The sequence below is a fragment of the Gimesia chilikensis genome (assembly GCF_007744075.1).
GTDB classification, from domain to species: domain Bacteria; phylum Planctomycetota; class Planctomycetia; order Planctomycetales; family Planctomycetaceae; genus Gimesia; species Gimesia chilikensis_A.
The window spans coordinates 2,821,095-2,847,223 of sequence record NZ_CP036266.1 but is presented as its reverse complement, the minus strand read 5'-3'; the positions used below and the strand labels follow the sequence as shown (position 1 = coordinate 2,847,223).

The following is a 26,129-nucleotide window of genomic DNA, read 5'->3' as shown; positions in this document are numbered from 1 at the left end:
TGACAAGGAATAACCCAGTGGCCCCGCTTGATCCCGCATTTATCGATCTTCGCAGTGATACGAAAACCAAACCCACGCCTGAAATGCTGCAGGCCATGATGACCGCGGAGCTCGGCGACGATATGAACGCCGAAGACCCGACCGTGAATCGTCTGGAAGCCATGATCTGCGAAATGCTCGGCATGGAAGCGGCCGTCTTCGCCTGCTCGGGAACCCAGTCCAACCAGATGGGTGTTCGCGCTCACTGCCTGCCGGGCGACGAACTGCTGATTCACGAACTGGGTCACATCGCGATGTTCGAGGGCGGCGGTCCAGCCATCCTGAGTGGTGTCTCCTGTCGCACCCTCTCCGGTGAGAAAGGCATGCTCGCGCTGGAAAACGTACGAGGTAAAATTCGCGCAGACGATCAGCACCTCTGTCGCACCCGCCTGCTCTGCGTCGAAAACACCACCAATGCCGGCGGTGGCCACTACTACCCGCTCGACCAGCTGACCGAAATCTGTGACTGGGCACACGAGAACGGCCTGAAAACCCACATGGATGGCGCCCGCGTCTTCAATGCAACGGTCGCCGGCGGCTACTCGATTGCGGAGGTCTGCAAACCGCTGGATACAATTTCGATCTGCTTCTCCAAGGGACTGGGCTGTCCGATGGGCTCAATCCTCGCCGGCCCCAAAGAGGAAATCGCCAAAGCCCGTCGCTCCCGTAAAGTCTTTGGTGGTGCCCTGCGTCAGGCCGGTATCGTCGCCGCAGCCTGCATCTATGCCCTCGAAAATAATATCGAACGGTTGCAGGAAGACCATGACAACGCCCGCTTCCTGGCAGAACAGCTCGCCGGAATCGACGGGATCTCAATCAATCCCGCGGAGACCGAGACCAACCTCGTCTTCTTTGATATCGCCCCTGAACACGGAAACGCAATGCAGCTTTCAGCCGCTCTGAAAGAGCTGGGAGTTGGCATCGGCGCAATGGGAGAAACCCGTCTGCGGGCCTGCACCCACCTCGACATCACCCGCGAGCAGATCGAACAGGTCGCCCCGATCGTTCAGAAAGCTCTGCAGCAGGGACTGGAAAAATACGCCGGAATCGCCACCGGCCCCTATGCCCGCGGCTGAGAAGCATAAAGCCTTTCATAAATAGACCTTACCACAGGTAAGACCGGCAGAACTCAATCTGCCGGTCTGCCTGCGTATCACAACCGGCATAATCGCTACAGGCAGCCGAGTCCTGTGTCCAAACGCGGATTTCTATATGGGAAGTTAAACTTTTCCCTGAGCAGTCGTCGATGGAATTAAGGTTCAAACTCCCCTCAAAGAATGAGGCTGTAACGACATAAGAATATGTCTTACCTATAAGCCCTGTCTTATTTTACATCATTGAGCTGGAGGATGTGCAGGAAGCCATTCTACATTCAATATTGAATTATCAAACTGCTGAAAACAGGTGTTCTTTTGCTTCACTAAGACGCAAAACCACTTGAAATCAGCGAATTCAATGAAAGAATTGGCCATGACTGCAGACTACCAGTTGAATCGATCCCCCTTCTTACGATATCATGAGTCCCATACAGTAACTAATGGTCGGGAACTTTCGATCCCGTCTGGTTCAGGATCACGTGACAGGGGGAACGCCGCCATGGATGTTAACGGCACCAGTTCTATTTCCGGATCGCTGCCTATCAGTAAGCAAGCTGGTCCGAGCAACACCAACATCAATAAGACGCCTGGTACGAAGCCGATCTCCTCACCGCAGGATCAGCTGGAGATATCTTCCGCGGGGCGTATGCTGGATGAAATGACGAACAACTCCGATATGCGTGCAGAGCGGTTGGCACAAATCAAGGCAGCCATTGATGACGGAACTTACGAAACGGATGAGAAACTGGAAGCAGCCTTAGGGCGACTTCTGGATCAGTTCAACGATTCCGAGTAATCCGCACCGGCGCTGTAGTAGAGACTTTTGACGAGGAAGAGATTTACCGTGCTCAATTTTGAAAGCCTGGAAATCGCTGTTTCTCCTACCGAGAAATTCAGAGAGTACCTGGCCACAAAAGGGATGAGATTAACACAGGAACGCGAATTAATCGTCGCGGAAGTTTTCTCGTCCCACGAACATTTCGACGCCGATCAGCTGGTCGAGCGGATGGCCCTCCAGAAAACTGGACGCCGGGTCAGCCGTTCCACCGTCTATCGCACACTGGGCTCGCTCGAAGAAGCCGGCCTGTTGCGAAAGGTAGCACGGACCAACGATCGCGATGTTTACGAGCACGACTACGGCTATCCCCAGCACGATCACTTCATCTGCAAAAGCTGTGGTGAACTCTTCGAATTCCACAATGAGGAAATTGCGAATCTGCTCGAGAAACTGGCCGAGCAGATCAATTTCCGCATGAGCGAACACCGCCTCGAAGTCTATGGCATCTGCGATGAATGCTCGCGACCTCCTCAGCGTCGCCACAAGAAGCTTGACCTGATCTAACCCCGATCAGGTCATTTCGTCTTGTATTTCCAGCGTGTCAGACGTCAAAGCTTACTGACGCTTAATCGGAATCGACCGGTAAACCCGCAGCATCAGCAGCAGCCCGATAAACGCTCCCAGGGCAATGCCGCCAATGATGGCCAGCCCGCCAACATCGCCAAACAGTCTGCGAATCGAGAATTCCGGCGGCGCGCCAGGCACCGCAGACGACCATTCCGCCAGCCAGATCCACTGCCAGCCCATGAGTACGATCAGCGTCGCAGCACACAGATAGGGGCCGTAAGGCAGATATGTCTTGCCGGTGGTCATCCGCGTCATAAAGCCGATCAGCAATCCACATAAGGGGGCGAGCAACAGAATAGGCACGATCGGCTGCCAGCCCAGAAAACTGCCCACCATCGCCATTAAGGTCACATCCCCCAGACCGAGTGCTTCCTGTCCCAGCAGCACCGAAGAAATCAGGCGTACGCCCCAAGTAAGTCCGCCTCCTGCCAGCAACCCCGCCATACTCCACGCCAGGCCGTGCCAGTGCGAATGGTCTTTGATCCACTCAGGAATGTAAGGCCCCGCCAGTCCTGGAATCGCCTGGTTCCAGTCCACCCAGAAATGGATGATCTGTAACTGCCCCGCGATTGTAGCCCCGATCACTCCCACCAGCATTCCGGTCACGGTGATCTGATCCGGAATCAGGTATTCACGAAAATCGATACTGGTCGCCGCCACCAGCAGAGTCAGCAGAACATAATGATAAAGCAGCCGCCACTCGAACATCCCCTCGGGAGGCACCACCGAAGGCACATCCAGGCAACGAAAGTGGACCGCCATCAGATAATAGCCGGCAAACAGGACGCCCGTCCCCAGTTCGAGTAAAAATTCGGAGCGAGGCAGCCGCCTGGAACAGGCCGGACAACGGTTCCCCAGGGGGATCCAGCGGAGCAGCGGAATCAGTTTCCAGCGCAAAATGCGCGCACCACATGCCTCACAGCGCGACAGTGGCTGCGGTTTTGACTGCAGTGACATCCGCCGAACCCAGGAATTTACCCCCTGCCCGACCACTGCTCCCAGTACAAACAGGACGCCACAAGGCACCAGTAAAGCCAGTTCCGGGGGCAATAATGTATTCAAATGTTTAATCTGCAGGTTCATCATATCTTAAATAAACCGGAATAAAACCTGTGATTTGACAGGTGATTTTAGTGCACGCCTTTGGTAGACTGACGCGTTAACTGGTTTGACCGCATGGTCATGCTGATTGTGAATATGGTGAAGTCTGTAAGCAGCATTGGCAATTGCCGATGCTCAAAAAACATCAAATTAGAGGAAACTGCTGACAGAAGTTTCTCTCCTGGATTGATGAATTCATAAGCAGACCATCAGCTCAAACCAGTGAGAAAAGCGCTCGCTCACTGCTTTTGACAATTCTTTGCGCTCAGAAAGGCCCCTGTAATGAGGAGAGTCTACAGACTTCGTACGTACTGCACAATTTTTACACTCTGTCTTGGTTTATTAGCAAGCGGTCCGCTATTTGCAGATGAAACTACCAGTGCCCCGCCACAACCTTCCAGTGTCGAAGCCCCTGCTCAATTAGAAGTTTCCACTGAGCTGAATGGAGCTGACATGGCCTGGATGATGGTTGCATCAGCACTGGTCCTGATGATGACGGCTCCCGGGCTGGCTCTGTTTTATGGTGGTCTGGTGAGGAAAAAGAATATTCTGGGCGTCATGATGCAATGCGTCTTTCTGATGGGACTGATGTCCGTAATCTGGGCACTCTGGGGCTACAGCCTGGCCTTCGGCTCCGATATTCTCGGCGGATTTGTAGGCGGTTTTGACCATCTGTTTCTCAATGGAGTGATTCCCTATTGGGGGGATGGTACGTCACACACACCCAATAATGGATCCATCCCCGATTCATTATTCATGGTCTTTCAAATGATGTTTTTCATCATCACCCCCGCGCTGATCTGTGGTGCCTTTGCCGAACGGATGAAATTCAGCTCGATGGTGGTCTTCTCCATCCTCTGGGGCACATTTATTTACTGCCCGATTGCCCACTGGGTCTGGTCCAGCAACGGCTGGTTGTACGAGGGAAACAAAGAAGCACTTTTCCCTGCATTCGATTACGCGGGCGGAACAGTGGTACATATCAGCTCCGGATTCTCTGCGCTGGTCTGCGCAATCCTGCTCGGTAAACGACTGGGATATGGTCAGGAACCGATGCCGCCCCACAACTTAACATATACTTTTGTCGGAGCCACGATGCTCTGGGTCGGCTGGTTCGGGTTTAACGCGGGTAGTGCCGGCGGAGCGAATGCATCAGCCGTGAACGCCTTCGTGGCAACACATCTGGCAGCCGCTGCAGGCGTCCTCGCCTGGTCGGTTGCCGAATGGATCACTTTGAAAAAACCAAGTATCCTGGGGGCCTGTTCGGGCGCTGTGGCCGGACTGGTCTGCATCACTCCTGCCTGTGGTACGGTAACACCACTTTCAGGTATTATCCTCGGGCTGATCGCCGGATTTGCCTGTTACTTTGCCTGTACGACTCTCAAATCCAAATTCAAATATGATGATTCACTCGATGCCTTCGGTGTGCATGGTGTGGGGGGAACAGTCGGTGCCATCCTGACCGGCGTATTTGCTACCAAAGCCATCACAGGCGAAGTAAAAAAATCGGGGTTACTGGAAGGTAATTCACAACAGCTCATCAATCAGTTCGTCAGTGTCGGGGCTGCCATCGCGATCTCCGTGATCGGCACGATCATCATCCTCAAACTGATCGATCTGACCATGGGTCTGCGGGTCAGTAAAGATGGTGAAATTCAGGGTCTTGACCTGAGTCAGCATGGCGAAGAAGGATACATTTTCCTGTAAGCATCTCGATGATCAGAGCCGGCTGGTGCTGGCTCTGATCACCTGTTTCAGGAAAGTCATCCGGATTGGCCCTGTGTGTCAGTTCGAATACTTCTGAGAGTTTTCAGGGGAAATGAAATTGAGGTATCGAGATTTTCCCCTGGTTTCGATATAATAGGTAAGTGTGATAGTCGCTTGGGTTTCTGAAAGCGCTGTAGGAAAACCGGGCATTTTTCTGGGAGTATGATTCCGATGAAAAAAGTGGAAGCTGTCATCAGACATTTCAAATTGGAAGAAGTCAAAGATGCCCTCACCGAAATCGGTGTACAGGGTATGACTGTGTCTGAAGTTCGTGGTTTTGGTCGTCAAAAAGGTCACAAGGAGCAGTATCGTGGTGCCGAATACACCGTCGATTTCCTGCCCAAGGCCAAAATGGAAGTGATCGTTCCCGATGATCAGGTCAAAGCCGTTGTCGACACGATTCTTGAATCAGCCCGCACCGGCCAGATCGGTGATGGAAAGATTTTTGTTCTTCCCGTGGAAGACATCATCCGTATTCGTACGGGAGAAGCTGGAGAGACCGCTCTCTAAAATAGACGTAAAGCGAGGGGCCGATTTCCTGCCCCTTTTGCTTTACATCTTTTACAGAGCTGAGTCGCGTTACCCCTTGATAAAGAAGTCTTAGATGAAAAAAATTCAGGCAATCATACGCCATTACAAACTGGAAGAAGTCAAAAATGCCATTTCAGAGCTTGGCATCAGTGGTATGACTGTCAGTGAAGTCCGGGGGTTTGGTCGCCAGCGCGGTCACAAAGAAACCTACCGCGGCAATGAGTACATCGTCGACTTCTTACCCAAGGTGAAAATTGAAATCGTTGTCCAGGACGATGTGGTCCCCCAGACCGTCGAAACCATTACACAGGTTGCACGGACAGGCCAGATTGGTGACGGGAAAATTTTTATCACGAATCTCGATGAAGTTATCCGAATCCGTACGGGAGAAACCGGCCCGGAAGCGGTCTGATTTGCTGACAGCTTCCTTACGCGATTCGCTGTCATCAGGCCAGGCAGTCCTGCTTCGTTTTTCGTTTCAGCCTGGAACAGACCATGTCACGCACCGCGAACTCTAGTTCTGCACAGCAACCTTTTGTTGTCTATCGCGCACAGCTGGAGCAGGCCAGACAACGGGGACGTGACCTGCTGCGCCAGGGAGCAGGCGGACTGCAGATCGCTACCGCCATCGCGGAATCCATCGAACAGCTGCTGCTCAAGATCATCCAGGATCAGTTCCAGGAAATTTCCGCAGCAGAGCAGAAGCTGATTCAGCAAAACTGCTCCATCCTGGTCATCGGCGGTTCCGGTCGCGGTTTGATGGCCCCCTTCTCCGATGTGGACATGCTGTTCCTCTATCGCAATCAGGTTGTTGATGAATTCTCGAACTTCATCGGCAACGTAGTCCGCAACTGCTGGGACGCTGGCCTCAAACTGGGGCACAGTGTCCGCACGATTGCAGATTCCATCAAGATGGCCCGCACCGAACCCGAGTTTGCCACCGCGATGATAGAAGCCCGCTCCATCTGGGGGGATGAGCATCTGGCTGAGCAGCTGATTCGGTCTTACTATCGCCACGTCATCCTGTTTCGCCGACGCATCTTCTTCGAACAGTGCGTTGCCGCACGCTGGGAAGAACGCAAACAGCACGGCGGCGCGGTCATGCAGCTGGAACCCGATATCAAACGTTCGCCCGGCGGTCTCCGCGACATCCACCTCTTACGCTGGACCGGTTACGCCCGTTACGGCACCTCCAACCTCGATATGCTGAGGCTCGATGGCCGCATCAACAGCCGTGATGTACGAACCCTCAAAAATGCCCGCGACTATCTGCTCAAAGTCCGCATTCAACTGCATTACGAAGCCGGCAAACAGCAGGATCTGTTTACCAAAGATTCGCAGCTCTGGATGGCCGAACAACGACAGATTGAAGGCACCAACGGGCAGCGTCCTGTCGAAATCCTGATGCAGGAATACTTCCGGCACAGTAAAGCCGTCGCGGAAATCACAGAACGCTTCATTAAAGCGCATCGTCCCCTGCCCTTCCTGTCGCGGGCTTATGATTTCCTGATGACACATCGTTCAGACGGGATCCTCAAAATCGCTCCCGATCACCTGGATGTCGTCCCGAAATACAGAAACGAAGTCTGCAACAACCTGGAAGAAATTCTCAAACTGTTCGATACCGCTTCGCTGTACGGCATCTCAATCGCCCCTGACCTGCTGGATACCATTCGCGAAGCAGCGCTTAAGTTGCCACCCACAATCACCAATCGCTCGATCGATCTGTTCCGCGCAATCATGGGTCGCAGCACCCAGTTGGGCCCCACATTGAGAATCATGTCGGAAACCGGCATTCTCAATCTGCTGATCCCGTACATGCAACACGCTTACTGTCTGCTGCAGTTCAATCAGTATCACAGCTACACCGTCGACGAACATACTTTCCGCGCCATCGAAGCAGCGGAACTGTTCGCCGATGATGACTCCGCCCTGGGCAGCTCGTATCGCAATATCGAGGATAAGGATCTGCTCAACCTCGCAATTCTGCTGCATGACATCGGGAAAGGCTATGGCGAAGACCACAGTAAAATGGGGGCCATGATCGCAACAGACACCGCGGTCCGTCTGGGGCTCAGAGAGGACGAACAGAAACTGCTCGTCTTCCTGGTCTTAGAGCATCTCACGATGGCCCACCTGGCATTTCGGCGGGATATCTCTGATCCGGACATCCTCTTCGAATTCAGTCAGAAGGTCGGCAGCCCGGAAAAACTCCGTATGCTATACGTGTTGACCGCGGCAGACATCACTGCGGTTGGCCCCGGCGTGTTTACTGACTGGAAGTCGGAACTGCTCGCGGATTTATACGAACGCACCATGCTCCTGCTGGGTGGAAAGCATTCCCGCTATCATCGTGACCAGCGTCTGGCCCGCGTAAAACAGCTGGTCCGAAATCACCTCGACCTCCCCCAGATCCCCGAGTACGAAGAAGATCCCGACTCATGGTTCACCGAGTTGTTTAATTCGTTCTCACCACATTATCTACTGGTCAATTCTTCAGAACGGATTGCCGCCGATATCAAAATCCTCCGCGACCTCCCTCCGGATCAGATCGTGGTGGAGGGGGAATTCGAACCGGACACAGGCACGGTCAATTACCATGTGATCGCTCCCGCCATGTACTCACAGGCCTGTTTCCATCGCATGGTCAGCGTGTTTACTTCTCGTCGCATGGAAATCATATCCGCCCAGATTACGACCAGCGCCTCCGGCGGTGTCGTCGACAGTTTTCATGTCATCGACCATGACTTTGTGGATGAAGTCCCCGTAAGTCACATCGAAAAAATCGAAGAGGAAATCCGCAAGGCCGTCAAAGGCGAAAGCGATGCCCGCACCATGTTCCTCTCCAATCAGCGATTCCATGAATCAACAGAGCTGAGTGGAGAATACGAACTGGGACGCGTGGAAATTGACAATCACTCTTCCAAACGCTGCACGATCATCGACGTCATTTCCAACGACCGCACCGGGCTGCTCTATATTATTTCCCGGGCCATCAGCCGCATGGGACTGTCCGTCGTCATGGCGAAAATTTCGACGCACCTCGACCAGGTTGTCGATGTCTTCTATGTGATCGATGAGCACGAGCAGAAAATCGTTGATGAGGAGCGGCTGCAGCAGATCAGACAGAAACTCGAATCGACACTGCACGACTTCGAACTCGAAGGCTACAAACGTTACCAGCGGGTCTGATTCCGGTTCAGCCGGGAATCACTTCCAGGAACGTCATTTCGTGCTCGACCACAATTTGGCAATCCGAAGCGGCCGCCGGCACCAGCAGCGTCTTACCCTGGAACAGCTCATAGCTTTCGGCACTGCACTCAAGCTGCCCTGTCCCTTCCAGCACAATCAGAATCTGTGCCCGGTTCACTGATGGTAACCGCAGCGGACTCGCACTCTGATGGCGACGGATAGAGAAACAGGAAGATTCCAGCAGAGTCTCAACTCTGTGGTCGGCGTCTTGACGTAATCGAGGCTCGAGCAGATCAACGGGCCCCCGCTGGAAATTGATACTGTTGAATGCCTGCTCAACATGCAGGGGGCGTGGCTCGCCCGACTGATCCAGTCGGTTCCAGTCAAATAATCGATAAGTGATATCGCTGGTCTGTTGAACTTCAGCCAGCAGGATCCCTTCGCCAATCGCATGCAGAGTCCCCGCAGGAATAAACACACAATCTCCCGGACGAACCGGATAACTGTGCAGACAGGCCTCGACATTACCCTGTTCCAGTTGGGCTCCAAGTTCATCGGCATCAACGCCCGCTTTCAAACCGGCATAAATCCGGCTGTCGGGGGCGGCATCCAGAATCACCCAGGCTTCCGATTTCCCTGCTTTACGGGCATCGAAGTCGGCCAGGTGTGAATCATCGGGATGGACCTGCAGGGAAAGTCGATCGGTAGCGTCGATGAATTTGATCAGCAGCGGAAACGTCGAATAGCAGGTTCCCGCACCGTACATTGCCTGGGGATTTTGACCGATCACTTCGGAAAGTGTCGATCCCGCATACTCACCACTGGCAATCAGGGTCGGTGCTTCGGGATGATCTGACAGTTCCCAGCTTTCGCCGAAATCCCCTTCCAGACCGATCGGTTTCTGCAAGATTGTGCCCAGACGCTCCCCGCCCCACCGGGCACGCTTCAAGAGAGGCGTAAACTCCAGCGGCAATAACGTGGCCGTCGATTGGACTTCTTGCAAAGACATAACAGTTGGAAAGTAACACCAGATAACAAGATAGAAAAACTGGAAAGGATAGAAACCTTATCTATCCTAAACCACCAAACCTGCTGGTTGCAACTATAATCATACGAATTGGGCGTACCCGAGTCTCTGTTTTTTCAAACGTTTTCGGCGAATTACTGATCTTGCCGAGTTCCAATTGCCATAAACGGGATCTCCTGCTAATCTCTCCCCCCCTGACCCCATGAGCGAGCCCCACAAACGACACTAATGTACACTTCCTGCCGTTGAAATTCTCCTGACGACACAAAACAACGGCCAGGAACACTGCTTCCCTACGAAAGGTGCTTACGTGGCAGACCTGGTAACCCAAACCTGCGAACTCGAACTTTCTATTGGTGATACTATTCAGGTTGGCGATCAGTTTTTAACGGTCGTAGATATTGAGGGAGACGAAATTCTGTTTCAACTGGATACGGATAACCCGGCTGAGCGCGATGCGACAGCCAGCTCAGCTCCTCGCTCCTGTCGCTGATCAAAACTGATTCCACAAAATTGCATTTCACTTTCCTGCCGGTCAGGTAGACCGTCCTGTTTGTAGAGATGCCTCTCCCGGTTTCTGCCGGGGAGGATCCCCGGGAAACAGGATCCAGAGCGGAATCTCAGGTACCGGGAGCAATTCCTGCCTGGCTCTACTGATAATCGGTTGAAAACGAGGCAAATCCTTAAGCCAGATCGTGGACTGCGCATCAGCATAGACCTGTTTCCAGTCAGACCGTTGCTTCAGATATCCCTGGACCGGCTGAGCTGCAGGAAGCAACAGGATTTCAGTTGGATACGCATCCAGCAATGGTGTGGGTCCAGACGAATCAGCGTTTAACTGCTGAAACTCAACCAGTTCCTGTTCCAGTTGCGCGGAATAGACGGTCCGATAGCGCCCGTCAAATGCAATTCGTGACTCGGGAAAGGTCTGCCAGATGACATATTGCGCCCAGCCATAGTCGGTAAGAATGTTCCCCCGCAGATCCGCTTGCTGCAATATTTCGATTGCAGCCACAGGCATACCCGGAGCCCGACTCTGTGTTTCCACGCCGATCTGCCAGGGTGCTACCTGCTGCTGCCAGAGTTTTACAATCGTATGCACGGATAGTCCATAAATCCCCAAGAGGAGTCCTCCTACCAGTAACATTCGCAATCCGGTACGCTGCGGGCCCGCCCAGCGCTGATGCAGACGGGGTAACAGTTTGTGAAGCCCTTCCGACAAAGGTGCCGGCAGCAGGATCAGCACAGCGATCGCGAGCAGAGCCACATGCCTGATATGGCTCAGTGCCTGATAGGCAACAACGATTATCAGCAGCACGTCGATCCATTCCCACTTACGTGATCCGAAAAACGCCAGGCCGATCAGCAGAAACGGAATGTAATACAGGAGTGCCTGGCGCGCCTCCCACAACGGCTGCCACTCTCGCACAATCTGTTTTGTTACCAGGTGATCCCAGAGCATCTGATGCAGACCGACCCCGTAAGGATTGATCAGCGTCACAACCCAGGCAAAGACGATCACTAATGCCAGTCGCCAGAAATCTGCAGGCCGATACATTCCCTGGATCGTTTTCCCCCCCATCCAGCAGACAACCAGCCCCTGCACTCCCACTCCCGCCAGAAACCCGCCGTGCGAATTAGACCAGAACAACATCAGGACCGGCAGATACCAGATCGCTTTACGTTGCGGATCAGTCAGATAGCCACGCAGCAGCAGGAGTGTCCAGGCAAAACAGCCAAAGGTCACCAGCTGAGGTCGCACAAAGACCACGAACTGTGACAGGCAAAACGCGGTATAAACCAGCAGCAACAGACCACCAGCCAGGCTGGCATGCTGCGATCTCAAAGCCAGCCAGCCTGGAACCATAATCATCAGCAGCCAGAAATTGCGCCAGAGCCAGAGACCGGTATTCCCGAATCGCAACCAGAGCCAACCGAAGGTATCCTCAGAAAACCATTCATGATTGATCCAGGTTGCCCCCGGTTCGGTATAGCAGAACGGATCGGTGTGCTCTACCAGCACATCCGCTTCCAGAGCACGAATCCCGTACAGGGTATGCCCCCACAAGTCAGGATCAGCGATCGTTACGGTAGATATCAGAAACAGGCATGCGCACCAGATCAGCCCCAGGGAGATCAGCCATTCCCGCTGACTCATGGTCCACGCTCCAGTTGCCATTGGTGAATCAGATTCGCCCACTCCAGTTCCCCAAACGAAAAAAAGATCTGCACACAAAGGCACAGATCTTTTTTGTTTCAATTTCTTATCAGTCCGTCAGGTATCCGGCAGCAGCTTATTTGCTTTTCAGAATGTCTTCCAGACTGGGAAGTTCGTTATGAATTCGTTCCAGCCCCGGGACACCGTCGCCATCAGCAGGAGCTTCTTCATATGTTGTCAGATCAATCTGCTCATAGATCCGGTCGAACATTTTGTGTGCGTAAGGAGCTTTTGGATTTCCTCCCAGGGCGATGATCTCACCCTTTTGACGCAAAATGTTGGTGTAGTTGTATGGCCGGAAGTAATAATAGCCATGGTATGCTGGAGCATAAGGATAGTGGGGATACATGTCCCCCGTCGTTTTCCAGTCACATAAGCAACGTTTCTTCAGTTTGCAGTGGCCATCACAGTAACTGCTGCCACACATACCACAGTATCCGTTCCCGCCTCCTGACTGACAGTACCCGTCCGACATGCACTCATGAGAAGCCGGGTAATTACATTCGTAAGAAACAGGAGAAATGGTTGCGGGAGCACTGACCGTGTTGGCTGGCGTGACTTGACCGTCAGACTGCCATACACTCAGACCAATGAGCAATGCAATACTCGCATTCATGAGACCACCTTTTGATATTTTATGTTGTATCTACAACTTAACTGGTAAGGTTAACTGGTGGATCACCACTGAATTCACTCTGGATGGTACGCAATCAGACACCAGAGCAGGAGTTCTCCCACCATAGTTCAGTTTCGTCTCAACACACATAAGGAATAAAGTAGAAAACTGCTGAAATCGCCAGAATCTCTAATTTTGTACATTCTTGAACTACCTCCCAAAAAAACCATCAACATTCAGTAATGGTTGTTCCGATAGAACTGATGCTGTGGGATTTGTCTTTGCGAATCTCCGCTTTGCAGGCACTATGATAACTGCAACAGTTTTTCTGGACCTGATGTGCACGACTATAACGGGAACTGCACCATCCGACCTGATACAACGACACCGCAGACATTGAGTGACACCCCGGAATAAGTATAAGTAACTGAAAAATTCACAGTCCCAGGTAAGACTGTTTCTCGGGGCTGGTTCAAACCAATATACCTTTATATCCACACTGACGACCAAAGGATTGGGAGACGAGTATGTCTATTAACGCCTTATGGAAAAGACGCACAATGCTGGCACTCGCCTGCGGTGTCGCTTTGACGGCTTCGCCCCTTGCTGCACAGGTCCCGCCAGCACCTCCCGTTCCGGGAAAAATCAAAACAAATGGCTTCAAGGCTGGCACTGCAAAGAAGAACACACCAGTCGCAAGCACCAAAGTTAAAGAAAAGGTGCATCAGCTCGTTGATCAGATTTATGAATCTGAAGTTGAGCTGAGTGTCCAGCAGCGACATTCCAAAATTCTGAAAATGAAAATGGACGTCTTCCGCGTCGCGATCGCCGATCCGACCAAGATTGAAGTCGTCGCTTTCGGGTCACAGGAAGTCGAAGTGATCGGTAAAGAAACCGGTACTACGACCATGACCCTCTGGCTGGGAGAAGAAGCCAATCCACAAATCCTGAGCGTTCAGGTGAAAGTAGAAGGCGACAACTCCATCGATGACCTGCGTCGGATGGAATACAGTGAATTCCAGAAGATGATCAATGAATTCTTTCCTAACAGCAAAGTTCAGCTGATTCCTTTTGCTGACAAACTGATTGTGCGTGGCCAGGCTCGTGATGAGCAGGAAGCCGTGCAGATCATCACGATCATCCGTGCCCGGTCCGGTGGATCAGGAGTTGGCGGTGGTGGAGCCAACGGTGCTGGAGGAGGTTCACTCTTCGCTGATGGCCAGGCTGCTGACCCCTTCCCGGGGGGAGCTGTGCTGCCGGAAGCCACTGTCATCGACATGCTGAAAGTTCCTGGTGAAAAACAGATCATGCTCAAAGTGCGAATCGCACAGCTTGACCGATCTGCTGCCCGGACTGCCAGCACCGACCTGATCGTTCAGGCGGGAGAATTCGGCTGGAGCCAGATCTTCACCGGTGTTGCTCAGAACCTGGCCAATGGCGGTTCAGGACTGGTCACCGCATCACTCAATAGTAAACACGTCGACCTGTTCATCTCGGCTCTGGCCCAGAACGGATATGCCAAGATCCTGGCAGAACCAAACCTGGTGACAATCAGTGGCCGTCCTGCAAACTTCATCTCTGGTGGTGAGTTTGCTGTACCAACCGTGGTTGGTGTAGGTGGGGCTCAGGCAGCAACCACTACCTTCAAAGGCTTTGGTACCCAGTTGACCTTCCTGCCGACCGTACTCGATAAAGACCGGATTCGTCTCCAGGTAACTCCGACTTTCAGCCAGGTCAACCCTGCCCTGTCGGTCAACGGAATCCTGGGTCTGGATACTCAGTCTGTCAGCACGACCGTCGATCTGCGTGAAGGTCAGGTACTGGCAATCGCTGGTCTGATTCAGGAACAGCAGCGTGGAGACTTGAACCGCGTGCCCTTCATCGGAGACATTCCGCTGGTCGGACCGCTGTTCTCTAACAAATCAGTACAACGGGATGAAACCGAGCTGATCGTGCTCGTCAGTCCTGAACTGGTCCATCCGCTGGAACCGGAAGATGCTCCGACAATTCTGCCGGGCATGGAAGTCACTGAACCAGGTGACATCGACTTCTACTTCATGAACAACATTGAAGGCAAGCCGGATGTGCACCACAGAAGCACTGTCTGGTACATGCAGAAAAAACGGATTCACCAGCAACAGAAAGATTACATCCATCAGACAAAATCTGATAAGTACTACATCAACGGTGACTACGGTTTCTCTGAATAATCATCTTTAACTTCGCCTGATAAGAGACTATTAAAATATCAATCACATCGCTTCTCCTCGAACATGTGAAAGAAATAAACAAGGGATTAAACGATGTCAATACAACCCAAAATTGCAAGTTTGCCTGCTATTGCTTTAGCAGCACTGCTGGTCAGCGGTTGCCACCACAAAGGTTACCAGGCTCAGATCCCTCACGATTCTGTAGCCCCGCTGGGAACCATCAGTGATGATATCTGGCAGAAGCAGGAAGAAAATGGTGAAGCCTCCGACTTCGTAATCGTTGAAAGCGAATTCGTCGGCTCCACTGCCAAGTTGAATGCTGCAGGCGAAGACCACATCAAGCAGATTGCGGTCCGCATGGCTTCCACTCCGTTCCCGGTGGTGATCGAGCCCAGCTCCATGTCTGTCGCAGAAAAATCTGAATACAAGTACCCGATTCATGGCAACGACGATCTGGACATGCATCGTCGCAACGTCATCGTCAAAATGCTGCAGGCGATGAACGTGCAGGATGCTGACGAACGGGTGGTTGTTGCTCCGGCCTTCACACCAGGCTTTGAAGGGTTTGAAGCATACCGTGCCTACAATAACGGTTTCCGTAACAATGGTAACGGAGGCGGATATGGTGGCTTCGGTGGCTTTGGCTCCGGCTTCGGTGGCGGCGGCGGTGGAATCGGCTTCTTCTAAGCCGGAAGTTTCCTGCTGAGCAACCTCAACTACAGTGGACGGATTCTTCGGGGGATCCGTCCACTTTTTATAACGGTTTAATCGAGTCGTATCAGTCACAATCTCTGAAAGCGTCCTTTTAATTTCGACGCTCTCACCACGGTTTCGATCGAAACCGAAATCAGTCTGAAATAACGCCAGGACACAATTATGAACAGCAATGGATTGTTTTGTTCAACTTTGATCCTCTGCACTCTCACTTTCCAGGGATGCACGCAGTTGAATACACACGTTTCCAAAGTGAAGTCTGTGCTTCCCGGTGGGAAAGAAAAAGACGAGAACGCTCTCGCTGCCGCTCGCTCAATGGAGAGACAGAAAGAGTGGATCGGCGCCAGGGAGAAATACGAATCTTACCTGAAAAAGAACCCGCACAGTGTGAAGGCCTGCCATCGCCTGGGGATTGTCTGTTCGCACCTGGGCGATACTGTTGCAGCTACCCGTTATTTCACTCAGGCCAAACAGCTTGACCCGAATAACTCAGAAGTGCTGAACGACTTCGGCTATGCCCTCTACCAGCGGGGCCAGTATGAAGCCGCTGAAAAAGCACTCGCCGCTGCTCTGCAGAACGATGCTAAAAACCCACGGATCATGAATAACCTCGCGCTGGTTGTTGGGCATCAGGGACGCTTCAAAGAGAGCTATACCATGTTCCGCAACATCATGTCGGAAGCAGAAGCGCATGCCAACGTCGCCTATATTCATACCCAGCGCGGCGAAGGAGAACTGGCTCTCAAGGAATACGACCTCGCCCTCTCGGCAGACCCGGATCTGACTTCCGCTGGACAGGGAGCAGCCGAACTGGCATTGCTGAGAGATCGCATGCTCGCCCACAAGACAGCAGAAGCGGAAGAGCAACTGGCAGCAGCGTCTGCTGAAAAACAGACACAGCCCCAGACCAGTGCGAAAGCAACTGCACCGCAGAAGACCCCGTCACTGGATAAACCCACACAACTGGCCAGCCTGAAAGCTTCTGCAGACACCCGCGCTCAACAACGCGAAACACTGGCACCAAGCAAACCAGCCCCTGAGAAAACCAAGCTGATCAGCCAGGTCTCACTGAAGGAAGAAATGGAATCGGCAGCGCCGGTTAAAGTACAACCCTTCCGGAAAATCCCTGATAATCCGGCACCGGTTAAAACCGCTACCCGAACGGTATCTGTTCAATCCAAACCCGTTGTAACCCGGACCATCCCTCAGCCCAAAGTGGAAACGAAACCTGAACCACAACGGGAAGAGGCTCCTCTGGAAATCAACCCCTTCCGATCACTCGATGAAATCGAAGAGGAAGCACCGGTTATCATTCGTATTTCGAATGAAGTACCTGCCCAGGATAAGACTGCTGCTTCGGAAGAACCCCTGTTTCGTGCACCGGGTGAACTCGCACAGCCATAATGTCACAGACTACTTGACGCGCGCCTCGATGGCTCTGACCGTCGAGGCAGCCTGAAAACGGAAACTTTTATTCTTCGTGGTGCGTGTCACTTCGTCGATTTTCTTCAGACTCTTTTCCGTGCCAATCTCTTTCAAGACGCGCATCACGTTCACCGTTGTCAGAAAATCTTCAGGGGCAAGCTGTTCCAGTACCGCATCCTCTGCATCACTGCCGTACTTAATCAGCTGATTCCCCGCCTGATGAGCTCTGGACCGATCACACAACAGTCCAGCAACCGCCTCTGTCCCCTCATCGGTCTGAAGCTGCAAAATAGCCTGCATCACGTTTTCCTGTCCCAGAATATTAACTTCGGGCAACAGTTGAATCATGGCGGGTATATTCTCTTTGGTGGACCAGACTACCAGAGCTTCGGAAGCATCCTTAACGATGGTGATGTCTTTACTCTCCAGGAGTCCAATCAGGATCCGCGCCACTTCCGGATTTTTCTTCGTCGGTTTCGCCTGAATCAGTTTTTTCAGAGCCGCTTTACGCTGCAGCAGATTCGTCGTCGACAGATCCTGCAATATCCCTGTCAGCTCTGCATCCAGGTTTTTCGGGACCTCAAATTTCGCTGCCGCTTCCCGCTTTTGCATTTCAGCTTCATGCTTCTTGCGCAACTCGGCCTGCGCAGCCTGCTGTTGTGCCAGCTCTTCCGCGGTCAGCTGATGCGATGTGATCGTAATCGGGATCCGATGGGTCGACGACTCACTGCGTCGCACCATTTTGTAATTCAATTTAAGCTCTTTGACCGCGCCCTGTTGTTTGTCAAACTGAATCTGTCCCGAGCCCGTCAGTTCCACCTCAGGTCCGTCTTCGACCATTGCAATCGTACGATAGCTGTGCTGAACCTTGATCGTCACAAGATTCCCCTGCTCCGCTTCGATCACATATTCGGTCGACTTTTTGGCTTCCAGCGTTTTCTCAACATTCGGCCCTCGGAACGGAAGTGCCATCCGGTCGGATGAGATCACCGAAATCTTCGCTTTGTCCTGCTCAGACCATTCCGCTTTACCAGCGGGAGAAAGCGGAATCAGATTGATCTGAGACAAATGCCCGATCAGATACGGCAGCAGCGATGACCCTTTGATCGTCTCGATTTCCCCAAACCGATTCATCACGATCTCATGGGGATTCATCACCCCGGCCATGCTGCCAGTCAGTCCTGCAAAGGGATTCGAATGAGGCATCCGCGGCGCAGGCGGGATAATCAGCCGGCGTCCCTGCTTGTGCTTAATATTACGGATTGAATTCAAGCTCCCGGTACAGCGGATCGTCAGACTGTGATCTGTCGCTTCTGTTACACGGTACTGCTCAATTCCACTGAGCAACTCTGTGGAATCTTCCAGATCCACTTCGATCTCAATTCGATAAGCCAGCTCCTGCCCCTGCTTCCATTGATACTTTAAAGCGACCGGATCGGCAGCAGACAACAACGCAGGCAAACCTGCGGTCAGGAACAGAACCAGACCGAAGCAACGTCGTAACTCCCGGAATGTATTTGAGTGCATCGAACTCTCCCCTGCTCATTTCCTGTCAGAACTCCGGCGACCAAAGCGTACAGACACCATATCCATCAGTATACAGCCACTGCTGGAAAATGCACCTGCTTTCTTGCGGGAAAGCGAAATCACTCCATAGGCACTCAGCCTTTCAGCAGCCAGTCGACCGCCGCGTTCTGGGAGTTCGCTTTCCCCTGGAAGAGTTCCACCTTGTTCAACAGACCTGCTGAATTATAAGTCGACTGTACCAGTTTCGGGACAGCGGCCGAGCTGCTGGCCAGCCAGAGTGCGGCGGGTTCACAAAGCGAGAGCAGCCCCGGCACATCTCCATATTTCACAGCGCCAGGCCAGAGACGCAGATCACGAATGTTCGTAATCTCTGCAAAGCGGAAGCCACCGGGATCCACTGCCAGTTGTTTGACCAGTTCCGGTGAATGGGCACACGCAGCAGCAGCTCTCACTCCGGAAAACCCAAAGCCTGCCACTGCGATAGATTGCGGCTGACTCTCGTGATACTTGCAATACGCCAGGGCATTCAGAATATCGTGCACTTGTCTGGCAAAGACCGGATGATTATAGCCCAGCGTGTAGCCGGCAAATTCACGTGGATTCTTGACGACAGGCATCTCGTTGGGGGCAGCTTGAATCTGTTTGAATTCGCCCTGGTACAATACATCAATCCCGGCGACCGCGGTCCCCGCATCGACCAGCTTCTGCACAGGATCGACCAGTTTTCCATCTGCTTTGAGTAATCCGGACTTTCCGGCATCGGTCAGCCAGAGCACCACTTTCCGATTCCATTGATCGGGCAGACAGAACAGCGCCGGCGTCACTTCACCGAATCGCTGATTCTTAATCAGTGAATGGTACTGCTTATAACCTGTCAGCTGATCTTCAGAAATGGTTTCGGTTTCCAGATCTTCAGCCGCAGGCAACGTACGCCCAATCATTACCTCAATCGCTCCCCCCACCACGCGACGATATTCCGCCAGCGATGTCTGATCGTGGGGTGTCAGTGCTTCGATCTGGCGGGCGTTGTTGCGTGCCAGCGTATGTAGAATTTTAACTTCGGACTGCTCATCCCCCGGCGGCGCTGGATACTCCTTGCTCCAGACGGTCATTTCCTCTTTCGTCAGCGGTTTAAAGTCAGCCTCGACAATCGGTGACTCCAGCCCCAGCTTGAAGTGCTTGTTGAAAAACTCATACATCATTGCCCGGCTGACATAGTTGTAATTGTGAGGGAAGGAATAATATTTCCCCTCAACATCCTCCGGTGCTCCCATCATTTTGAAATGCTGTTTGAGTTCGGGCAGCCCCTTGGTTTCTATTTCTTTGGTCCAGTCATTCGCAGCCGTCATTCCCAGCGGCCGTGGCGCCACCAGTGCCGCGAACTCCACATTCCCCGTTTCAATCCGCAGATAGGTCGCATTTTCACAGGTACAGCCCCCCTGCATCGCAGTCGAAACCATCACCGCCGGAAAAGCCGCCTTGATGCGGTCATCGATCGCGGCCAGGATGAATGTCTGCGTCCCCCCGCCACTGGCACCGGTAATTCCAATTCGGGATTGATCCACTTCGGGCAGCGAACAGACCCAGTCCAGGGCCTTGATGGAGTTCAGCGTCTGCAGCCCCAGTGCGCTGATGAGCCGCAGTTCCGATTGCGCGCTGAACAGTCCCCAGTTTTTGGCGCTCGACATCTCCGGACGCTGCTTCGCAAAACGATGAATCAGATCGTAGCTCAGGCAGACCCCATCCGCGTAGCCCAGCATGTCATAATGAAAGACCATGCACCCCATACGTGCCAGTTCCACACAGCGGGCCTGCAGTGGATAGCGACCGCCAACTTCGTATTTCTCCGCTCCTGCTTCGATATCCGCTTTGACACGTGTTTCACCACTGTCATAAAACCGACCGTCCTGGAAATGACCATGTGGCGAGAGCACCATCGGCAGCGGTCCCTGCTTGCCTTTGGGGTGATACAGATTCCCCGTCACATACAGACCGGGGGAGCTTTCGAAAAAGACTTTTTCAACCGTGTATTCATCCCGGTCCACTTTGCCGTGTACGGTGGCGTTAATCTTTGTGTTTTCAGGCTCAGGCCAGACGCCGGCTGCGACTTTGATCTGCCGCCGCACATATGCAGCACGCTCTTCCCAGGCTTCAGGAGATTCACTGGGGGTGAAGGGGAAATAACCATTCAGATCTTTCAGTTCTCCCAGCCGGCTGTCTTTGAAACCGGGGCCCTGCTCTGCCGCAAACACACTTCCCGCCGGGGATCCCGCCTGCAGCAATCCTGCTGACAATAAAGCCCAGCCGATATTCTGTAATGCTTCTCTGCGCTCGATTGAGAACTGATCGTCTTTCTGCAACATCATCGCCCCGCTTTCCTGGATGGATTAACGTATCAGAGTCGTCTTGCTGAACCCTCAGCAGGTTAGGAATTCATCCAGTCTAACCGGAAAACAGCAGGCCATGCCAGCCTGAGCAGACTTTTTAACGACAGCGATCACTCTCGTCCCGGAGAGGCTCAACCGCGCTTTCGCACCCAGATCACGCCACCGATCACCACGACCAGGCCAATCCCTGCTGCCAGGCTCCAATATAAGGAAAAGGATTCGGGTTGAGGTGCCGGATGATAGCTGGGCACATGCAGCTGTTTCCCTTTCGCGAGGGAATCGGGATGGTTCGGAAACCCGGTGGCTTTGATACTCAAATCTTTCCAGAGCACCTGGACCGGCGTTTCCGGGTCGCTCTGCTGAGCTCCCAGACGCAGCAACTCCACGTCGGCGGTTCCCAGTTCCACCTGCCCCAACTCACGAAACTCATTCGGAGAATCTTCCGTGACCAGGAACTTCAAGAGTCCCCCGGTCCGAACCAGTTTTAATTTCCCGGAATTGACGCTGGTGTCATACAGTTTCACATCATAGTTGCGTTTCTCATCCACCGTACTTGAGAGCATGGAGCTGAAGACATGCTTCTTTCCCGGACGTAGCAGACGTCCCAGTGCGACTGCTGACCCAGTCTCGTCATTCAGTTTCAGGTAGAGACTCGGTCCCATTCCATAGCCGGCTTTCGGATCCTTCCAGACGGGGACTTCGTACGCAGCAGTGATTTCAAAATCCCCCTCAATCTGGAAACGGGGGCTGATCCCCAGCGCGGGGAGCTTATGCCCTGCAGGAAGCCGGAACAGCAAACCTTCAGGACGGGGCTGAAACAACCGCACCGTTCCCCTGCCAAGGGGAACGAGCAGTTTATTATCGAACTCTTCCCCACGAAAGCTGAAATAGGCTTCGCGGGTCTCGGATTGCGCCAGCACCGGCGCGGGAACGCCTCCCAGAATCAGGATCAACACAGCAGTGAGATAACACTTCATATGCCTGCCCCTGAGATCGCTTCGCCTCCGGATCGGGTACCCAAGGCACGCCAGAGTTCATCATTGATATTTTCATTGACGAAACGCACGCTCCCATCTCCCATCAATACATTGACCCCTCCCGTGTGCCAACTGGTCGCATTCAGGATCACTCCGTCCCAGGTAAAACCATTTTTACAGTTCGTGCGATTGGGCGTCCGTACATGGTTATAGCGGGTCCAGTTCATGTTCCCTGCCAGCCAGGTCTGCCCCGATTCCACATCGTACTGATACGCCCCCGCAGTCTGAGGGGTCAGGCGACCGCAGGCATCACTGAACTGGCTCTCGGTCCAGACTCCCTGCAGATTATAAAGGTCAGAGAGTGGATCGATGAGCGTATCATCCCAGCTCCCTTTAACGTGTTCGCTGAACATCGCCGTGTTGGTAAGCCCGTCTTTGACATCGTCCAGTTTCACACTGCTGATCTGTCCGAACATGCCATTCCCTTCCCGCCCGGACCAGGAACTTCCGTTGCACGTGCGATAATTATTGGGCCCCCAGCGACTCTGCAGACGATCCAGATCACTGGGGCAGAGAAAGACTTCCAGTCGAGCCGCAGCAGCGGGGCCGTTAATGACCTCATCAAATCGACGGGCCAGTTCCTGCTGATCGTCGTTGGCCGCATTCACAAACGGATAGAACGGGGCCACGTTGAAATTAAGCTGGTTATAAACCACTGACTGATCCAGATAAGGCAGCAGCATGGCATGCGCGGAATAGCGACGGTCTTCGAGTGTGCCCAGTGAAGAAACAGGACCGTCATAGTCGAGGCCCACGCCAAACGGGAGCACCGAGTGCGCTTCATGGTAGGACTGAACGGCAATCCCCAGCTGATGCAGGTTATTGGAGCACTGCATTTTACGTGCAGCTTCACGCACGGCTTGAACCGCGGGGATCAACAGCGCAATCAGCAGACCGATAATGGTGATTGTCACCAGAATTTCGATCAGGGTGAATCCGCACCGTTTCGAGTAGTCAGTAGACAACAGGGCGTTCCCCTTTCTCTTTAACGCCAGAACTCAGCGGAGCCTGTCTGGCGACAGATCACGAAATAGAATGCCTGCACTCAGTAAGACCTTCCCTGCACTTACTTTTCTTCACCTAATCTAAAATTTACCTAAATTTACCAGAAAATTTTGAATTTCACGGGTAGGAAAACAGGCTCACTATACAACTAATTAGTGGCAACCTGATATTGGTCAGACTTTCAGAGATAGACAACTATCAAACAACTACTGGTTGTTATCCGTGTATCTACCTATCTCTCTCTGGTTTCGATTCGCTGGTTAACAGGGTTTCTTAAGTTTTCAGAGCCTGTTTTTGAATCTGCCGGCCTGATCTATGAACATTTTATCAAATATTCAGAAAAACATCAGTCAGCCCGTTTTAATTAGACAAATTATAAAGCGTTGTTATTTAGCCACTTATAAACAGTTTTTTTGAATTTCTCCACAAAACCCGTTGAGGGGCTGTTGAAACGCGATTGTTTTTAGGGCCCCATACTTGTCCTGTACACGCTAGTATACTAGAATAAGGGCACATACAAAATTCAGGACTTTTTAGTTTTTCACAATAACACCCTCTACTGTTATTTTCCTGAATCCGTATGCGGCTTTTTTCTTAACTCAGGTCCGGTGTGGCCTGAGGCAACAATGAGAATTCCTGGCCGTTTCAGGAATCAATGATTAGTTCACCTTAGAATTCAGAAACGAGGTACTTTGTTATGGCAGGCACCAAAGCAAACCTTACCCAACGACAGCAGGAGATCTACGATTTCCTGAAAGACAAAATTATCAATCGTGGCTACGGCCCCACCGTGCGTGAAATCGGTGCCAACTTTGGCATCCGCTCTCCCAATGGTGTGATGTGTCACCTCAAAGCTCTTGAGAAAAAAGGGCTGATCACCCGCGAGTCTCACATGTCTCGTGCGATTCAGCTCTGTGACCACTCCCAGAAACGGACTCGTCTGCCTCTGGCTGGTCAAATCGCTGCCGGCAGTCCCGTACTCGCCGTACAGGATGATGAGCACATCGACTTCGGACCATTGTTCGACCCGGATGATCAGTTCTGCCTGAAAGTCAAAGGGGTCTCCATGATCGAAGATCAGATCGCTGATGGAGATTACGTCATCGTCCACAAACAGAACACCTGCAAAGAAGGTGACATTGTGGTTGCTCTGGTCGATGGTCAGGAAGCGACTCTGAAACGCTACTACTCAGAAGGCGATCGGATCCGTCTCGAACCGGCTAACTCCAGCATGCAGCCCATTTACTCCAAAAATGTGGACATCCTGGGAGTCGTCACCGGCGTCATCCGTAAATACTAAGCCGCGAATTCAGCCCCTGGCTCATTGAGTCACAGGCTGGTAAAACTCAAATAAAAATGCTCTGGTAATTCACCAGAGCATTTTTTTTCACTGTATCCCAAACAGCCAGCGATCCCTGCACTTCAGCCGGCAGCGCGGGTCTGGTACTGATTCAGCTTGTTATACAGTGTCTTTAAGGCAATTCCCAACTCGGCAGCACACTTGGGTTTGTCTCCATCGTGCTTATCCAGAACGTGATAAATCACTTCCATCTCGATATCACGTAATGTCTTACCTTCCATCCCTTCGGTCCAGTTCACACTGGTCGAACCCGACATCGGAACGGAAGAATTTCGTGTCAGATTGGAAGGCAGATCCGCAGGCTGGATCTGCACGCCATCCCACAGAATCACGGCATGCTCCAACGCATTTGCCAGTTCCCGCACGTTCCCTTTCCAGTCGTATTCCTGAAGAATTTCGACGGTCTCAGGAGCCAGAATATCCTGGGGAATGGAATCTTTTTTCAGATGCCGCTTGAGCAGTACCCGGGAGATTTCCGGAATATCACCTTTCCGCTCCCGCAACGCAGGCAGATTGATTTCGAACGTATTCACCCGGAAATAAAGGTCTTCACGGAAGGTTCCCTCACCGACCATTTCCTGCAGATCCCGGTTGGTTGCACAGACGATTCGCACGTCAACGTGGAATGTCTCGCTGTCACCCACACGGCGGACTTCGCCGGATTCCAGAAACCGCAGCAATTTGACCTGCATCGTTTTATCCAGCTCACCCAGTTCGTCCAGGAACAGGGTTCCGCCGTTTGCAATTTCAATCAACCCTTTACGGGGAGTATCTGCGCCGGTGAACGCGCCTTTGCGATGACCGAACAGTTCGCTCTCCACCAGGTTTTCAGGCAGGGCACCACAGTTCACAGGCACAAACGGCATTGATGCACGGGCACTCAAATCGTGAACACGACGCGCCACCAGTTCTTTACCGGTCCCGGTTTCACCCAGAATCAACGCGGTCGAGTCGGTCGGTGCAATCTTCTCGATCAGCTTTTTCACTCGCAGCATCGGTGGAGTTTCGCCCACGATCTGACACGGGCCTTCCACACTTTTCAGCCGTGACTCGAGTGCGAAATTCTTGTTCTGCAGCGAGCGTTTGTCAGCCACTTTCTGCAGTACGGTCGCAATATCAATCAGTTTACAGGGCTTAGGCAGGAAGTCATACGCGCCGCGGCGGATCGCCTGGATCGCTTCGTCAATACTCCCGTGACCGGTACTGATAATCACTTCGGTTTCAGGAGAGACTTTATTGATATGATCGATCACATCCCAGCCACTTAAGCCAGGCATCCGCAGGTCGACAATCGCTGCGTCAAATGTGATTTTATCCAGTGCCGTCAATGCCGACTGACCGTCCTCGCAGATGGTAACATCATGTCCCATCCGGGGCAGTTCGATGCGCATCACCTCACGAATGGCTGCTTCATCATCGACAAACAAGACCCGTAATTTATTAACCGAATTACTCAACTTGTGCTCCTTCT

Annotated in this window: 21 protein-coding genes; 12 read left to right on the top strand and 9 right to left on the bottom strand. The window is 52.6% G+C overall.

All coding sequences use genetic code 11. From position 1 onward, the window contains the following. Positions 1-17: 17 nt before the first annotated feature. From HG66A1_RS10735 to HG66A1_RS10725, 3 genes are all read left to right on the top strand, one after another. Positions 18-1,115: a threonine aldolase family protein gene (locus HG66A1_RS10735; RefSeq protein WP_232105067.1), complete on the top strand. Its 1,098-nt coding sequence runs from the start codon at positions 18-20 to the stop codon at positions 1,113-1,115. Between the two features lie 520 nt (positions 1,116-1,635). Next, positions 1,636-1,932, top strand: coding sequence for a flagellar biosynthesis anti-sigma factor FlgM (locus HG66A1_RS10730; protein ID WP_187782242.1), 297 nt, complete (start codon positions 1,636-1,638; stop codon positions 1,930-1,932). 48 nt (positions 1,933-1,980) lie between these two features. Continuing rightward, positions 1,981-2,478 (top strand): Fur family transcriptional regulator, encoded by a 498-nt coding sequence (locus HG66A1_RS10725; RefSeq protein WP_145039493.1) that lies wholly within the window; start codon positions 1,981-1,983, stop codon positions 2,476-2,478. 51 nt (positions 2,479-2,529) lie between these two features. On the opposite strand, the gene HG66A1_RS10720 is transcribed toward HG66A1_RS10725, so the two are convergent. Then, positions 2,530-3,627: a prepilin peptidase gene (locus HG66A1_RS10720; RefSeq protein WP_232106799.1), complete on the bottom strand. Its 1,098-nt coding sequence runs from the start codon at positions 3,625-3,627 to the stop codon at positions 2,530-2,532. Between the two features lie 468 nt (positions 3,628-4,095). Here HG66A1_RS10720 and HG66A1_RS10715 point away from each other — a divergent pair, with 468 nt between their 5' ends. The 4 genes from HG66A1_RS10715 (at position 4,096) to glnD (ending at position 9,132) form a co-directional block, all read left to right on the top strand. Then, positions 4,096-5,349 (top strand): ammonium transporter, encoded by a 1,254-nt coding sequence (locus HG66A1_RS10715; protein WP_232106798.1) that lies wholly within the window; start codon positions 4,096-4,098, stop codon positions 5,347-5,349. 231 nt (positions 5,350-5,580) lie between these two features. Further along, the gene (locus tag HG66A1_RS10710; protein WP_145039491.1) at positions 5,581-5,919 is read left to right on the top strand and encodes a P-II family nitrogen regulator; all 339 of its coding nucleotides are present in this window, start codon (positions 5,581-5,583) and stop codon (positions 5,917-5,919) included. Between the two features lie 94 nt (positions 5,920-6,013). Continuing rightward, positions 6,014-6,352, top strand: a complete 339-nt coding sequence (locus HG66A1_RS10705) for a P-II family nitrogen regulator (RefSeq protein ID WP_145039488.1) — start codon at positions 6,014-6,016, stop codon at positions 6,350-6,352. 83 nt (positions 6,353-6,435) lie between these two features. Further along, a complete protein-coding gene (glnD, locus tag HG66A1_RS10700) occupies positions 6,436-9,132 on the top strand; it encodes a [protein-PII] uridylyltransferase (RefSeq protein ID WP_145183207.1) in 2,697 nt (898 codons plus the stop codon). Positions 9,133-9,139: 7 nt separating this feature from the next. Here glnD and HG66A1_RS10695 read toward each other — a convergent pair whose 3' ends face one another. Beyond that, the gene (locus HG66A1_RS10695) at positions 9,140-10,081 is read right to left on the bottom strand and encodes a type I phosphomannose isomerase catalytic subunit (protein WP_197997092.1); all 942 of its coding nucleotides are present in this window, start codon (positions 10,079-10,081) and stop codon (positions 9,140-9,142) included. A gap of 388 nt (positions 10,082-10,469) precedes the next feature. Here HG66A1_RS10695 and HG66A1_RS10690 point away from each other — a divergent pair, with 388 nt between their 5' ends. Continuing rightward, positions 10,470-10,652: a hypothetical protein gene (locus HG66A1_RS10690; RefSeq protein ID WP_145183200.1), complete on the top strand. Its 183-nt coding sequence runs from the start codon at positions 10,470-10,472 to the stop codon at positions 10,650-10,652. A gap of 42 nt (positions 10,653-10,694) precedes the next feature. Here the strand turns inward: HG66A1_RS10690 and HG66A1_RS10685 are convergent, their stop codons facing one another. Together HG66A1_RS10685 and HG66A1_RS10680 are read right to left on the bottom strand one after the other, a co-directional pair. Beyond that, complete coding sequence (locus HG66A1_RS10685) at positions 10,695-12,317, bottom strand: hypothetical protein (RefSeq protein ID WP_145183197.1); 1,623 nt, start codon at positions 12,315-12,317, stop codon at positions 10,695-10,697. Between the two features lie 136 nt (positions 12,318-12,453). After that, on the bottom strand, positions 12,454-12,993 hold the full coding sequence (locus HG66A1_RS10680; RefSeq protein ID WP_145183194.1) for a hypothetical protein: 540 nt from the start codon (positions 12,991-12,993) through the stop codon (positions 12,454-12,456). Between the two features lie 527 nt (positions 12,994-13,520). On the opposite strand from HG66A1_RS10680, the gene HG66A1_RS10675 reads away from it, so the two are divergent. The 3 genes from HG66A1_RS10675 (at position 13,521) to HG66A1_RS10665 (ending at position 17,321) form a co-directional block, all read left to right on the top strand. Next, positions 13,521-15,203: a type II and III secretion system protein family protein gene (locus HG66A1_RS10675; protein ID WP_145183191.1), complete on the top strand. Its 1,683-nt coding sequence runs from the start codon at positions 13,521-13,523 to the stop codon at positions 15,201-15,203. A gap of 93 nt (positions 15,204-15,296) precedes the next feature. Then, positions 15,297-15,890 (top strand): hypothetical protein, encoded by a 594-nt coding sequence (locus tag HG66A1_RS31935; RefSeq protein ID WP_194242668.1) that lies wholly within the window; start codon positions 15,297-15,299, stop codon positions 15,888-15,890. A 258-nt stretch (positions 15,891-16,148) separates the two neighbouring features. Next, entirely contained in the window at positions 16,149-17,321 is a 1,173-nt protein-coding gene (locus tag HG66A1_RS10665; RefSeq protein ID WP_197997091.1) for a tetratricopeptide repeat protein, read from the top strand. Positions 17,322-17,330: 9 nt separating this feature from the next. On the opposite strand, the gene HG66A1_RS10660 is transcribed toward HG66A1_RS10665, so the two are convergent. From HG66A1_RS10660 to HG66A1_RS10645, 4 genes are all read right to left on the bottom strand, one after another. Further along, positions 17,331-18,869 (bottom strand): HEAT repeat domain-containing protein, encoded by a 1,539-nt coding sequence (locus HG66A1_RS10660; protein ID WP_145183184.1) that lies wholly within the window; start codon positions 18,867-18,869, stop codon positions 17,331-17,333. Between the two features lie 134 nt (positions 18,870-19,003). Then, positions 19,004-21,235: an alpha/beta hydrolase family protein gene (locus HG66A1_RS10655; RefSeq protein ID WP_145183181.1), complete on the bottom strand. Its 2,232-nt coding sequence runs from the start codon at positions 21,233-21,235 to the stop codon at positions 19,004-19,006. A 152-nt stretch (positions 21,236-21,387) separates the two neighbouring features. Next, positions 21,388-22,233 (bottom strand): DUF1583 domain-containing protein, encoded by an 846-nt coding sequence (locus tag HG66A1_RS10650; protein WP_145183178.1) that lies wholly within the window; start codon positions 22,231-22,233, stop codon positions 21,388-21,390. Continuing rightward, complete coding sequence (locus tag HG66A1_RS10645; RefSeq protein WP_145183175.1) at positions 22,230-23,258, bottom strand: DUF1559 domain-containing protein; 1,029 nt, start codon at positions 23,256-23,258, stop codon at positions 22,230-22,232. The genes HG66A1_RS10650 and HG66A1_RS10645 overlap by 4 nt, the downstream gene beginning before the upstream one ends. A 737-nt stretch (positions 23,259-23,995) precedes the next feature. Here HG66A1_RS10645 and lexA point away from each other — a divergent pair. After that, positions 23,996-24,598, top strand: coding sequence for a transcriptional repressor LexA (lexA, locus tag HG66A1_RS10640; protein ID WP_145039453.1), 603 nt, complete (start codon positions 23,996-23,998; stop codon positions 24,596-24,598). Between the two features lie 122 nt (positions 24,599-24,720). Here lexA and HG66A1_RS10635 read toward each other — a convergent pair whose 3' ends face one another. Further along, positions 24,721-26,115 (bottom strand): sigma-54-dependent transcriptional regulator, encoded by a 1,395-nt coding sequence (locus HG66A1_RS10635; protein WP_145183171.1) that lies wholly within the window; start codon positions 26,113-26,115, stop codon positions 24,721-24,723. Between the last annotated feature and the right edge of the window lie 14 nt (positions 26,116-26,129).

Bases quoted from the DNA above. Each gene is read 5' to 3' on its own strand.
- HG66A1_RS10730 (WP_187782242.1), top strand. From the start codon at position 1,636: ATGGATGTTAACGGCACCAGTTCTATTTCCGGATCGCTGCCTATCAGT.
- HG66A1_RS10720 (WP_232106799.1), bottom strand. From the start codon at position 3,627: ATGATGAACCTGCAGATTAAACATTTGAATACATTATTGCCCCCGGAA.
- HG66A1_RS10715 (WP_232106798.1), top strand. From the start codon at position 4,096: ATGGCCTGGATGATGGTTGCATCAGCACTGGTCCTGATGATGACGGCT.
- HG66A1_RS10710 (WP_145039491.1), top strand. From the start codon at position 5,581: ATGAAAAAAGTGGAAGCTGTCATCAGACATTTCAAATTGGAAGAAGTC.
- HG66A1_RS10705 (WP_145039488.1), top strand. From the start codon at position 6,014: ATGAAAAAAATTCAGGCAATCATACGCCATTACAAACTGGAAGAAGTC.
- glnD (WP_145183207.1), top strand. From the start codon at position 6,436: ATGTCACGCACCGCGAACTCTAGTTCTGCACAGCAACCTTTTGTTGTC.
- HG66A1_RS10685 (WP_145183197.1), bottom strand. From the start codon at position 12,317: ATGAGTCAGCGGGAATGGCTGATCTCCCTGGGGCTGATCTGGTGCGCA.
- HG66A1_RS10680 (WP_145183194.1), bottom strand. From the start codon at position 12,993: ATGAATGCGAGTATTGCATTGCTCATTGGTCTGAGTGTATGGCAGTCT.
- HG66A1_RS10675 (WP_145183191.1), top strand. From the start codon at position 13,521: ATGTCTATTAACGCCTTATGGAAAAGACGCACAATGCTGGCACTCGCC.
- HG66A1_RS31935 (WP_194242668.1), top strand. From the start codon at position 15,297: ATGTCAATACAACCCAAAATTGCAAGTTTGCCTGCTATTGCTTTAGCA.
- HG66A1_RS10660 (WP_145183184.1), bottom strand. From the start codon at position 18,869: ATGCACTCAAATACATTCCGGGAGTTACGACGTTGCTTCGGTCTGGTT.
- HG66A1_RS10655 (WP_145183181.1), bottom strand. From the start codon at position 21,235: ATGATGTTGCAGAAAGACGATCAGTTCTCAATCGAGCGCAGAGAAGCA.
- HG66A1_RS10650 (WP_145183178.1), bottom strand. From the start codon at position 22,233: ATGAAGTGTTATCTCACTGCTGTGTTGATCCTGATTCTGGGAGGCGTT.
- lexA (WP_145039453.1), top strand. From the start codon at position 23,996: ATGGCAGGCACCAAAGCAAACCTTACCCAACGACAGCAGGAGATCTAC.